Source organism: Bacillus halotolerans (genome assembly GCF_001517105.1).
Classification (GTDB): domain Bacteria; phylum Bacillota; class Bacilli; order Bacillales; family Bacillaceae; genus Bacillus; species Bacillus halotolerans.
Genome location: NZ_LPVF01000009.1, coordinates 500,375 through 513,082, shown reverse-complemented (window position 1 = coordinate 513,082; position 12,708 = coordinate 500,375). Strand labels below are relative to the sequence as shown.

The following is a 12,708-nucleotide window of genomic DNA, read 5'->3' as shown; positions in this document are numbered from 1 at the left end:
TTTTTCTTATTTTGTTTCAAATACATAGGAAAGTGCTTTAATGGCTTGGTTCACCGTTTCAACAGTCATATTCGCTTTGTTTGAAAGCTCTTTTAATGGGTGGTGGAGCGATTCAGGACGAATGATGATCAGGGGTTTGCCTTTTGCGATGGCATAGGAAGCATCCATCGCTGTGTTCCATTGTTTATACTTTTCGCCAAACAAGGCGATTACAAAGTCGGCTTTATTCATCAAGACGGCAGTTCTGAAGTTATTGATATCAGAAGCCTTGTCGTCCTTATAAACTGCGTTTGGCTGAGCGCCCATGATTTCTTCTCCGATATTGTCTGAACGGTCGTGATGCTCCATCGGACCGACAAACGTAATCGGCAGCTTCAGTGACTTCGTTTTCTCCTTTATTTCCTCCCGCCAATTGCTGTGGATTTCTCCGGCTAAATAGACGATAAACTCCAAACTGGATCCCTCCTTATGTATGACCATTTGTCAATTTTACCCTCATGTAAAAGATGTTAAACGAAACGTGCTTGATAATGCAAATAAAATATGATAATGATAATGGGAAAGCTTATCTTACATATTCATTCGTTGCATATAAGTGGTTTTGCCGCAAGCAGTTTGGTATGATCCAAATGGACGAGTATCGATAAACTAACATGTAAGAACATAAACAACTGGAGGGATATCCGATGAAAAAAATCGAGACAACGCAAGAATTGGAAAAAGCGGTAAAGGATGATTGGGCAGTATTTATGTTTTCTGCCGACTGGTGCCCGGACTGCCGTTTTGTAGAGCCTTTTCTTCCGGAATTGGAAGCAGACTTTCCTGAATTCACTTACTACTATGTAGACCGCGACAAATTTATTGATACATGCGCAGAGTGGGAGATTTACGGCATTCCAAGCTTTGTTGTGTTTAATGAAGGAAAAGAAGTGAATCGTTTTGTGAGCAAAGACCGCAAAACAAAAGAAGAAATTGAACAGTTTTTAACTGACTCTCTCGCAAAAGCGTAAAGGAGGATATCCGGTTTGAAAATGACCTCAAGGAAGCTGTCAGACATATTGAAACAGCGCCTTCAGCACGAGAATCGCTCCTTTTTATTTGACAGAGAAAAAGACACCCTCCGTGTTGAGGATGAAACAACTAAAAAAGGAATTACGCTCGACCTGCCGCCGATTATTGCAAAATGGGAACTGAAAAAAGACGAAGCCATTGATGAGATCGTTTACTATGTATCAGAAGCCATGACAGCTATGGAAGGGAAGTCGCAGGAAATAACCGGGAAGGAAAGCCGCATTTATCCGGTCATCCGCTCAACCTCTTTTCCGGGAAAGTCCAGCGAAGAGATTCCGCTTATTTATGACGATCATACCGCAGAAACAAGAATTTACTACGCGCTTGATCTGGGCAAAACCTATCGTTTAATTGATCAGCGCATGCTGGAGAAAGAAAACTGGACAAGGGAGCGGATCAGAGAAACGGCTGCGTTTAACCTCCGCTCTCTGCCGACGGTTGTCAAAGAGGATACAGTTGCCGGCAATCTCTTTTACTTCTTCAGAGCAAACGACGGTTACGACGCCAGCCGGATTCTGAACGAAGCGATTTTAAATGAGTATAAACAAAATGCTAAAGGTGAGCTTGCGATCTCTGTTCCGCATCAGGACGTTCTGATACTTGCTGACATTCGGAATGAATCAGGGTATGATATTTTAGGACAAATGTCGATGAGCTTCTTTGCAGGCGGCACCGTTCCGATTACGGCGCTTTCTTTCCTGTACAATGAAGGAAAGCTGGAGCCGGTGTTTATCTTGGCAAAAAGCCGTCCGAAAAAGGATTAGAAAGGATTTTTTACTTATGAACGCTTTTTATAATAAAGAAGGTGTGGGAGATACACTTCTGATCTCTCTAAAAGACGTAACGCGCGAGCAAGTAGGCTATGAAAAACACGGCGACGTCGTCAAAATTTTCAATAGCGAAACAAATGAAACGACGGGTTTTAACATCTTTAACGCGTCTTCATACTTAACCATTGATGAAAACGGCCCTGTTGCCCTTTCAGAAACATTCGTTCAAGATGTGAATGAAATGCTAAACAGAAACGGCATTGAAGAAACATTAGTCGTTGATTTATCGCCAAAGTTTGTTGTCGGATATGTTGAATCAAAAGAAAAACATCCGAATGCGGATAAATTAAGCGTATGTAAAGTCAACGTAGGAGATGAAACGCTTCAGATCGTTTGCGGCGCGCCTAATGTTGATCAAGGTCAAAACGTTGTCGTTGCCAAAGTCGGCGCTGTGATGCCGAGCGGACTCGTCATTAAGGATGCTGAGCTTCGGGGCGTACCGTCGAGCGGAATGATCTGCTCCGCAAAAGAGCTTGCATTGCCTGACGCTCCGGCTGAAAAAGGAATCCTTGTATTAGAAGGAAACCATGAGGCTGGAGACGCATTTCAGTTTTAGACTCCCATAAACGCGCCGAAAAAATCGAATCATGTTAAAAAAGCCGCTAAGCCCTTGTTTAGCGGCTTTGTTTTGCTGAAAGCTTAATCTTTTCTGGGCCGACAAGCAGTGGTATACTAAAAATCGTCCCAGAAAACTATAAGGGAGTTAGAGATGAATTATGAGTTGGCTTCATAAATTTTTTGATTTGTTTTTAGGAGAGAGTGAAGAGGACGCTGAACGGGAGACAAAACCTGCTCAAATTCCGAAACAGCCAGAATCGCATCACTCCGAAGGACAATTAAAACGAATGGAAGATCCTAAAATATATTACGAATATCCTAAAGGCAAGTTCCGTTTTCCGGTTGTGCCTGACGGATACCAAAAAAATGATTTGAGAAGGCGCCGACCGCCATCGGAGGAACCGCAAGCGGAGCCTCGTGCGAGCGCTGCTCAGCACAGAGACCGCACAAATAATGAAAAAGAGCATCATACATATGAAAAATCAGAGCCGGCCAAGAAACCTTTTAAACCGACAAATATACCTTCGCCTGTATATGGATTTAATCAAAAACCATCTGTGAAAAAGGACGTGCCGAAACAATCTGCGGAAAAAAAAGGTGTGCAAAAAAAGCCTGAACCTGCAGAAGAGAAGGTAACGCTGCTTTCAGAAGAAATCGAACGCGAACGCAGCTATCCGATGCCGGACCGGCCGCCGCAGCAACAGAAGAAGGAGCCTCTCTTTTCATATGACCGATTTGAAGAACAGCCTTCTGGCGTCCTAAATAGTACGAATGAAACAATGGCAAAGCACTCCGCAGAGGAGCTGTCAGACAAAAAAGTAAACGCTGGAGACGAAATGGCTCCAAAAGCTGCTGAGATGCGGTCAGAAGAAACAGAACAAATGAATATGCAGCAGGAAGAATCCTTCTTGCGCGAAGAAAAATCTTGGGAAGAGACTGTGACAGGTGCCGGAATGGAAGCAGAAAAGCTGTCAGGTAACGAAGAATATGCCCGCGAAGAAGCTGTTCCAGAAACTGCTGAGACCGCCTCAACTCAAGCAGAACAAACGGAAAACCATGAGCCTGAAAAGGAAGAGCATTTCTTACCCGATGAGCGATATGGGGAAGAGGCTGTGACAGGTGCTGAAACTGAGGCAGAAGAGCCGTCAGCCAACGAAGGAAACGTTCGTGAAAAAGCTGTTCCAGAAACTGCTGACACCATGTCAGCCCCAGCAGAAAAAATGGAATTCCATGAGCATGAAAAGCCTTTCTTGCATAATGAACGATACGAGGAAGAGACTGTGGCAGATGCCGGGCAAGAAGCAGAGGAACTGTCAGGCAGCCATACAGCTGCTCACGAAGAAATCATTCCGGAAGCTGCATCAGCTCAAGTGATAGAGGAAAACAGCCAGCCTGAAGCAACCGCGGCCCAGATAAATGACTATCCAGAACCGGAACATAGCACAGAAGAGGATTCTCAATCCTATTCTGCGGTGGATGAAAGCCGGGAGGAAGAAGTTCCTGCGGGTGAAAGACGCACGGCCCCAGCAGAACAGCAGAACAGAACCGAGAAGTCGCGTAACAATCCTGAACGAAGTCCAGCACTTCAGAAGGGACCGTCTGTTCCTTTTAATGTTATGATGCTGAAAAGCGATGCGCATAAACAGCAAAAAGCAGGGGAGCGCCGCGGAAGCTATGTGTTCCCAAATGTCGCACTGCTTGATGTGCCGCCAGCACAAGTTCAGGACGATTCTGCGTGGATAGAAAACCAGTGTCAGCTGCTTGATTTAACTTTGAAAAACTTTAACGTTCGGGCCAATGTGGTTCATGTAACGCAAGGGCCGTCAGTCACAAGATTTGAAGTACACCCTGAACCGGGTGTAAAGGTGAATAAAATCACCAACCTGTCTGATGACATTAAACTCAGCCTGTCCGCCAGAGATATTCGAATAGAAGCGCCGATTCCGGGGAAAAACACGATCGGAATTGAAGTGCCGAACCGCATGAGCAAGGTGGTTGATTTGCGCCAAATGATTCGCAGCTCTGCTTTCAGGACGAGCACGTCACCGCTTACGGCAGCACTTGGATTGGATATTTCGGGGAATCCTGTTGTCATTGATCTGAAGAAAATGCCGCACGGTCTTATTGCCGGAGCTACAGGATCGGGAAAAAGCGTGTGCATCAATACGATTTTAGTGAGTCTGCTTTATAAAGCTGATCCGAGTGAAGTGAAGGTGCTGCTGATTGATCCGAAAATGGTAGAGCTTGCGCCTTACAACAAAATTCCTCATCTCGTCAGCCCTGTCATTACCGACGCCAAAGCGGCCACAGCTGCTTTAAAATGGGTCGTTGAGGAAATGGAGCGCCGCTATGAACTGTTTGCCCATTCCGGTGTTCGCGATATTGACCGTTTTAATCAATTAACCTCAGATCACCAAACGGGCGAAAAATTGCCGTATTTAGTTGTGGTCATTGACGAGCTTGCCGACTTGATGATGGTAGCTCCAAATGATGTAGAAGAAAGCATTGCCCGGATTGCTCAAAAAGCAAGAGCCTGCGGAATCCATTTGCTAGTCGCGACTCAGCGTCCGTCAGTCGATGTCATTACCGGTCTGATTAAAGCGAATATCCCGACGAGAATTGCGTTTTCTGTCTCCAGCCAGGTTGATTCCCGAACAATCATTGACATGGCTGGTGCGGAAAAACTTCTCGGCAAAGGAGATATGCTCTTTTTAGAGAACGGTTCTGGAAAACCGGTCCGTCTTCAAGGCAACTTTGTATCGGACCGGGAAATTGACCGTGTCGTTTCCCATGTCAGAAACCAGCTGCCGCCAGCTTATTTATTCGAACAGGAAGAATTGGTCAGACAAGGCTCTGCCTTAAAGGAAGAGGATGAGCTGTTTTATGAGGCGTGCGAATTTGTTGTTGAGCAGAACAGTGCAAGCACGTCAAGCCTGCAAAGAAGATTCAGAATCGGATATAATCGGGCTGCAAGGCTGATTGATATGATGGAAGCGGAAGGTATGATCTCTGAGGCGAAAGGAAGCAAGCCTCGAGAGGTGCTGATCACTGCAAGTGATTTAATAAACGAATAATATAGGTTCATTTTCACAGCAAACATGGTATGATAATGGATAGAGCATTTAACAGCTATGCCGCTTTACAGCAAATGGGCATAGAAATCGTGATATTCAGGTTTAATCGGAAAGAAATAACCGGATACTGAACATAACAAAAAATATAAGGATACGCCGTCAGGCGGCTTTTCAGCCGCCGCGGTCGCAAATTGAAATGAACGTCATATACTGGGGAACAGATAGACGTTTGTTGGAGGTACAATTATGACTGTTTATCATTTTGTTGGAATAAAAGGGACGGGTATGAGTCCGCTTGCCCAAATACTTCATGATAATGGATATACTGTCCAAGGATCGGATATCGAAAAATTCATTTTTACACAAACGGCGCTTGAAAAAAGAAACATCACTGTTCTTCCTTTTAGCGCGGATAACATCAAACCCGGCATGACAGTTATCGCCGGAAACGCATTCCCAGACACGCACCCTGAGATTGAAAAAGCGATGTCTGACGGAATTCCGGTGATTCGTTATCATAAGTTTTTAGGTGACTACATGAAAAAATTCACCAGTGTCGCGGTTACTGGTGCGCACGGTAAAACGTCGACTACGGGGCTGCTGGCTCACGTCATCCAAAACGCAAAACCGACGTCTTTCTTAATCGGGGACGGAACAGGCCAAGGAAATGAAAACAGCGAATACTTCGTATTTGAAGCGTGCGAATACCGCCGCCATTTCTTAAGCTATCAGCCTGACTACGCGATTATGACGAATATTGATTTTGATCATCCTGATTACTTCTCAAATATTGACGATGTGTTTGACGCTTTTCAGGAAATGGCTCTTCAAGTTAACAAAGGCATTATTGCCTGCGGTGATGATGAGTATCTGCCGAAAATCCATGCAAATGTGCCTGTCGTTTATTACGGCACAGGAGAAGAAAATGATTTTCAAGCGAGAAACATCGTAAAAAGCACAGAAGGGACAACTTTCGATGTCTTTGTCCGCAATACATTCTATGACACATTTTATATTCCTGCGTACGGCCATCATAATGTATTGAACTCATTGGCGGTCATCGCGTTGTGCCATTATGAAGAAATTGACGCCAGCGTTATTAAACATGGCCTCAAATCATTCGGAGGCGTCAAACGCAGATTCAATGAGAAACAGCTCGGAAACCAAGTGTTAATTGATGATTACGCTCATCATCCGACAGAAATAAAAGTGACGATTGAGGCGGCAAGACAGAAATATCCTGATCGTGAAATCGTTGCGGTATTCCAGCCACATACATTTACGCGGACACAGCAATTCCTTGATGAATTTGCTGAAAGCCTGAGCGGGGCAGACTGTGTGTATTTATGCGACATCTTCGGGTCAGCCCGGGAAAACGCAGGAAAGCTGACGATCGGCGACCTGCAGGGAAAAATTAATAATGCCAAGCTGATTGCAGAAGATGATACATCTGTTTTAAAAGCTCATGATAAAGCCGTTCTCATCTTTATGGGAGCAGGAGATATCCAAAAATATATGAGAGCCTACGAAAACGTCATGGCATAATAAAAAGCAGTGATTTCACTGCTTTTTATTTATCTGAAGAGACATCCTCTTAAAGGATTTTTCAAATGTAATGGAGAATAATATGTATACAGCCCAACAGATATGTTTATGATTTTACAAATCGGGTAAACAGCAGTATATCCTGCAGCAAGGAGGTTTAAGATGATTATCATTCTTTATTTAAGCGTTGCACTAATCGCAGTAGCATTTCTCGTTTTAGTGATCTATTTGTCTAAAACACTAAAGTCACTGCAGCTGACATTAAAACATGTTGCATCCACGCTCGAAGGGCTGGAGGGACAAATGAAAGGCATTACCACTGAAACTGCCGAGCTTTTACATAAGACCAACCGCTTGGCTGAAGATATTCAGGAAAAATCAGAAAAGCTGAACACGGTCGTTCATGCTGTTCAAGGGGTGGGAACCTCTGTGCAGCAGTTCAATACATCAATGAAGCAGGCGGCAGGGTCTGTATCGGCATCAGTGAGAGAAAACCAAGATAAAATCAATCAGGTTGTCACCTGGAGCCAAGCAGCAATGGAAATTTGGGAGAAGTGGAAGCGAAAGAAATCAGCTCTTTAAGAGAGAAAAACACTTTGAGGAGGAATAATGATGAGCAAAGATGGAATTAATAGTAAAGATTTTTTAATCGGTACTTTAATCGGAGGAATCATCGGAGCCACCACTGCGCTTTTCCTAGCACCTAAATCTGGGAAAGAACTACGCGACGATCTCGGAAATCAAGCTGTTGCTCTGCGGGATAAAACAGATAAAATGACGGCAGACGCAAAAGAAAAAGGCACACAATATGTCAGCATTGCAAAAGACAAAACATCTAACATCACACAGCTTGTCGCCGATCAGTCAGGACAGATCATGAACAAGGTCAAAGATTTAAGAGACCGTTCAAAATCTGCAAATACCGAGTCATCATCTGCTATGCAAGATATGAAAAACGAAGCAATGCAGGCGGCTGACGAAGCAAAAGATCAAGTCCTCCAAACGAAAGAAGACGTAAAAGACGAGCTGAAAGATGCACAAAAACAGGCCGAGCACATCAACCGCTGAGCCCGGAAGGAGCAGACTTGACTAATGGCAAAACAGCTAATTCAATCTGAGGAAGAGTTTAAGCGTATTGCAGAAAAGGAAGGCACATTCTTGTTTTTTAAGCACAGCTTAACATGCCCGATCAGTCAAGCCGCATTTCAAGAATTTAATGCCTTTGCAAATCATCATGAAGAAGTGCCGGCTTACTATCTGCAAGTACAAGAGGCACGGCCCCTGTCAAATTTCATCGTAGAAACATACGGAGTCAAGCACGAAAGCCCTCAAGTTTTCGTGATCCAAAACGGTGAAGTAAAGTGGCATACCTCACATTCACAAATTACAGAAGCGGCGATTGAGCAGCATCTGTCCTAGAAAAAAGCGTCCAGATATGATCTGGCGCTTTTTTTTTGAAAAAAACTATTGATCATTTTCTTCACATCATGTACGATAGCATCATACATTACTTTATCACTTAAAAGCGTTTGGGTAATAAAGTAGACTTTTTTAAAAATTTTGTATTTCAGTATTTCCATTTGGTTTTACTTATAGTAAGATGCATGTTAACTACAAAATAAAAAATGAATGTGCAGGGAAAGGATGAAAAAAATGAGCAACACAGAATTAGAGCTTCTAAGGCAGCAGGCAGACGAATTAAACTTGCAAATTTTAAAATTAATCAACCAGCGCGGAAATGTTGTGAAAGAGATCGGTAAAGCGAAAGAAGCGCAAGGTGTCAATCGCTTTGATCCTGTCAGAGAACGCACAATGTTAAATAAAATCATTGAAAACAATGACGGACCTTTCGAAAATTCTACTATCCAGCACATTTTTAAAGAAATCTTTAAAGCAGGTTTAGAGCTTCAGGAGGAAGATCACAGCAAAGCGCTGCTTGTTTCCCGTAAGAAAAAACCTGAAGATACAATCGTTGATATCAAAGGTGAAAAAGTCGGAGACGGCCAGCAAAGATTTATCGTCGGACCATGTGCGGTTGAGAGCTATGAGCAGGTGGCGGAAGTGGCTGCGGCTGCTAAAAAACAAGGGATTAAAATTCTCCGCGGAGGAGCCTTTAAGCCTCGTACGAGCCCATACGATTTCCAAGGCCTCGGTGTAGAAGGACTCCAAATCTTAAAACGTGTAGCGGACGAATTTGATCTGGCTGTTATCAGCGAAATCGTAACGCCGGCTCATATTGAAGAAGCGCTTGACTACATTGATGTAATTCAGATCGGTGCGCGTAATATGCAGAACTTTGAATTGCTGAAAGCTGCAGGTTCCGTGAAAAAGCCTGTCCTTCTGAAACGCGGACTTGCTGCAACGATCTCGGAATTCATCAATGCAGCTGAATACATTATGGCACAAGGCAATGATCAAATTATCCTTTGTGAGCGCGGTATCAGAACATACGAAACAGCAACGAGAAACACGCTCGATATTTCAGCTGTGCCAATTCTGAAACAGGAAACGCATTTGCCGGTCTTTGTTGATGTGACGCATTCAACAGGCCGCCGCGACCTCCTTCTTCCGACAGCTAAAGCCGCTTTAGCGATCGGTGCTGACGGCGTAATGGCAGAGGTTCATCCTGATCCATCAGTCGCACTTTCTGACTCTGCTCAGCAAATGGCGATCCCTGAATTCGAAAAATGGCTGAATGAACTGAAACCAATGGTGAAAGTCAACGCCTAATGGAATGAGATCAATACAAAAGGCCGCATATGCGGCCTTTTTTTTGCGCTTTCTCGTTTATTTAATTATAAAACTCAAGTATACGTTTTCATCATCTATAAAAACGTGTATAATTTCATGAGAAGTATTTAAATTTGATGAATAATGAAAAATAATGTAGACTACTGACTTACGCTTACAAATCATAAACGACATAAATTCGGACATTATGACATTTCTCTACATAAAGTGTTTATGCTATAGATAAGGATAAGTGTATCCAGTAAAAGGAGTGGTTTTAGGATGAGCAATATTACGATCTACGACGTAGCGAGAGAAGCTAATGTAAGCATGGCAACCGTTTCCCGTGTCGTGAATGGAAACCCGAATGTAAAACCGACAACGAGAAAGAAAGTCTTGGAAGCCATTGACCGTCTCGGCTACCGTCCAAACGCGGTGGCAAGAGGGCTTGCAAGCAAAAAAACAACAACTGTAGGTGTCATCATTCCTGATATCTCAAGCATTTTCTATTCAGAGCTTGCGCGCGGAATTGAAGATATCGCGACAATGTATAAATATAACATCATTTTGAGCAACTCTGACCAAAACTTGGAGAAAGAGCTGCACTTATTAAACACAATGCTCGGCAAACAGGTCGACGGCATCGTATTTATGGGCGGAAACATTACGGACGAGCATGTAGCGGAATTTAAGCGTTCGCCAGTGCCGATCGTGCTTGCCGCTTCTGTTGAAGAGCAAGGTGAAACACCATCAGTCGCAATTGATTACGAGCAGGCGATTTATGACGCGGTGAAGCTTTTGGTTGATAAGGGGCACACTGATATCGCATTTGTTTCCGGCCCGATGACAGAACCGATCAACCGCTCAAAGAAACTGCAAGGCTACAAACGGGCGCTTGAAGAGGCGAATCTTCCGTTTAATGAACAATTTGTCGCTGAAGGTGATTACACGTATGATTCCGGACTTGAAGCGCTTCAGCATCTCATGAGCCTGGACAAAAAACCGACAGCGATTCTTTCCGCAACTGATGAAATGGCGCTCGGCATTATTCATGCCGCACAGGATCAAGGCCTGTCCATTCCTGAGGATCTCGACATTATCGGCTTTGATAATACGAGATTAAGCTTGATGGTTCGGCCGCAGCTTTCAACAGTAGTTCAGCCGACGTATGATATTGGCGCGGTTGCCATGAGACTGCTGACAAAGCTCATGAATAAAGAGCCGGTGGAAGAGCATATTGTCGAATTGCCGCATCGCATAGAGTTAAGACAGTCAACCAAGTCATAAGAAAAACAAGAAAGCAAGCTTCACCTCTAAGGTGGATTCTTGCTTTTTTCGTATGAGTGAGGAGAAATGATGAAACGTTTTGATTATCTTACACCTGTTGGTTTTGTGTTAGGAACGATTATTATTGTGATTGGAATTATTTCCGGATCGGGAATAAGCGGTTTCCGCTCTTTTCTAGATCTGACTTCTTTCTTTATCGTAACAGGAGGGCTTTGCGCCGCTGTTTTTATCAGTTTTCCGCCGAGAGAGCTGAAAAAAACGCCCACTGTGTTAAAACAGGCATTTATCCGCCAAGAAGACAATGTAAAAGATCTTGTGAAAACCTTCGTATCCCTTTCCGATCATGCGCGAAAACATGGGCTTTTATCACTGGATGACCAGGCCAGAGAAATCAGAGATCCATTCTTGAAAAAGGGGCTGCTTCTGGCGGTTGACGGCTGGGATGAAGAAACGATTCGGCTTGTCATGGATTCAGAAATTGCAGCAATGGAGGAACGTCACCGCAAAGGCCGGCGTGTTTTGGAGAAGGCGGGGGAATTTGCTCCGGCGTGGGGCATGATCGGGACACTGGTCGGGCTGGTGCTGATGCTCAAAAACTTAAATGACCCTGATATGCTCGGTCCGAATATGGCTGTTGCACTTTTGACGACCTTATACGGATCATTGCTGGCAAACATGGTATTTAACCCGATTGCGGCTAAGCTCGAAGAAAAAACAGAAAGTGAAATTTTCATCAAACAGGTGATGGTGGAAGGTATCATCGGGATACAATCCGGGAAAAATCCGCGCAATCTGGAAAGCCAGCTCGTCGTTTTCAGTTCTCGGGAAGAATGGCGGAAGCAGCATAGTCAAGTAAAGACAAAAAAGGGATCTGTACATGAAGCTTAGAAGAGACCGCTTTGAACGAAGGAATGGAAACGGGAAAAACAATCAATCATCCTCGGGCTGGATGGTCACCTTTACAGATCTGGTGACGCTGATCCTTGTGTTCTTTATTTTACTTTTTTCGATGTCGCAGATCGATCTGCAGAAATTTAAAGCAGCGGTGGACTCAATCCAAAAGGAAGGCAGCGGGCTTCAGCCAGACCAAACAGCCATCGATCAAAAAGACACGCCGTCAGCTGATGCAAAGAAGCAAGAGAATCAGCAGGATCAACTGCTGCAAAAAGTGAATACATACATTCAAGAGCACCAGCTGAATGCGAAAATGACAGCAAAGCGGGATGAACGCGGTGTCGTGCTCGTTCTTCAGGAAGCGGTGCTGTTTGATTCAGGCGAGGCTAAAGTGTTGGAAAATGCCGAAACGCTTCTTCACCAAATTGCAGTGCTTCTTCAGACTATTCCAAATGATATTCAGGTGGAGGGCCATACAGACAGCCGAAATATTTCAACGTACAGGTATCCGTCCAACTGGGAGCTATCCGCAGCACGGGCAAGCGGAGTCATTCAATATTTCACAGCAAAAGAGAAACTCCCGTCGAAACGGTTTATCGCTGTTGGCTATGCGGATACAAAGCCTGTAAAGGATAACAAAACAAATGAACACATGAAGGAAAACAGACGTGTAGAAATCGTTATCAAAAAATCAAAAACGACCTCTTCGTGAAGGTCGT

14 protein-coding genes are annotated in these 12,708 nt (G+C 44.1%); 13 read left to right on the top strand and 1 reads right to left on the bottom strand.

Annotation, left to right across the window (positions count from 1 at the left end; genetic code table 11):
- Positions 1-6 precede the first annotated feature (6 nt).
- A complete protein-coding gene (locus tag AU387_RS10245; RefSeq protein WP_024122523.1) occupies positions 7-453 on the bottom strand; it encodes a YtoQ family protein in 447 nt (148 codons plus the stop codon).
- Positions 454-530: 77 nt separating this feature from the next.
- On the opposite strand from AU387_RS10245, the gene AU387_RS21610 reads away from it, so the two are divergent.
- The 13 genes from AU387_RS21610 to motS all read left to right on the top strand — a co-directional run bounded on the left by AU387_RS21610 (position 531) and on the right by motS (position 12,701).
- On the top strand, positions 531-647 hold the full coding sequence (locus AU387_RS21610; protein WP_125825412.1) for a hypothetical protein: 117 nt from the start codon (positions 531-533) through the stop codon (positions 645-647).
- 39 nt (positions 648-686) lie between these two features.
- Complete coding sequence (locus AU387_RS10240; RefSeq protein ID WP_010331513.1) at positions 687-1,010, top strand: thioredoxin family protein; 324 nt, start codon at positions 687-689, stop codon at positions 1,008-1,010.
- Between the two features lie 15 nt (positions 1,011-1,025).
- Positions 1,026-1,835, top strand: coding sequence for a DUF1444 domain-containing protein (locus AU387_RS10235; protein ID WP_082687875.1), 810 nt, complete (start codon positions 1,026-1,028; stop codon positions 1,833-1,835).
- A 16-nt stretch (positions 1,836-1,851) separates the two neighbouring features.
- A complete protein-coding gene (gene ytpR / locus AU387_RS10230) occupies positions 1,852-2,457 on the top strand; it encodes a YtpR family tRNA-binding protein (protein ID WP_059335604.1) in 606 nt (201 codons plus the stop codon).
- A gap of 160 nt (positions 2,458-2,617) precedes the next feature.
- Positions 2,618-5,533 carry a DNA translocase FtsK gene (locus AU387_RS10225; protein WP_059335603.1) on the top strand — a complete coding sequence of 972 codons (2,916 nt, stop codon included), beginning with the start codon at positions 2,618-2,620 and terminating at the stop codon, positions 5,531-5,533.
- Between the two features lie 246 nt (positions 5,534-5,779).
- A complete protein-coding gene (gene murC, locus AU387_RS10220) occupies positions 5,780-7,078 on the top strand; it encodes a UDP-N-acetylmuramate--L-alanine ligase (protein WP_024122519.1) in 1,299 nt (432 codons plus the stop codon).
- 162 nt (positions 7,079-7,240) lie between these two features.
- Positions 7,241-7,660 (top strand): DUF948 domain-containing protein, encoded by a 420-nt coding sequence (locus tag AU387_RS10215; protein WP_024122518.1) that lies wholly within the window; start codon positions 7,241-7,243, stop codon positions 7,658-7,660.
- A gap of 30 nt (positions 7,661-7,690) precedes the next feature.
- Positions 7,691-8,146: a YtxH domain-containing protein gene (locus AU387_RS10210; RefSeq protein ID WP_044153829.1), complete on the top strand. Its 456-nt coding sequence runs from the start codon at positions 7,691-7,693 to the stop codon at positions 8,144-8,146.
- Between the two features lie 24 nt (positions 8,147-8,170).
- Entirely contained in the window at positions 8,171-8,497 is a 327-nt protein-coding gene (gene ytxJ / locus AU387_RS10205) for a bacillithiol system redox-active protein YtxJ (protein ID WP_059335602.1), read from the top strand.
- Positions 8,498-8,731: 234 nt separating this feature from the next.
- Positions 8,732-9,808: a bifunctional 3-deoxy-7-phosphoheptulonate synthase/chorismate mutase gene (locus AU387_RS10200; RefSeq protein WP_024122514.1), complete on the top strand. Its 1,077-nt coding sequence runs from the start codon at positions 8,732-8,734 to the stop codon at positions 9,806-9,808.
- A 282-nt stretch (positions 9,809-10,090) separates the two neighbouring features.
- Positions 10,091-11,095: a catabolite control protein A gene (gene ccpA, locus AU387_RS10195; RefSeq protein ID WP_024122513.1), complete on the top strand. Its 1,005-nt coding sequence runs from the start codon at positions 10,091-10,093 to the stop codon at positions 11,093-11,095.
- A gap of 69 nt (positions 11,096-11,164) precedes the next feature.
- Positions 11,165-11,983: a flagellar motor protein MotP gene (gene motP / locus AU387_RS10190; protein WP_044153831.1), complete on the top strand. Its 819-nt coding sequence runs from the start codon at positions 11,165-11,167 to the stop codon at positions 11,981-11,983.
- Entirely contained in the window at positions 11,973-12,701 is a 729-nt protein-coding gene (gene motS / locus AU387_RS10185) for a flagellar motor protein MotS (protein ID WP_044153832.1), read from the top strand. The genes motP and motS overlap by 11 nt, the downstream gene beginning before the upstream one ends.
- The last annotated feature ends 7 nt before the right edge of the window (positions 12,702-12,708 follow it).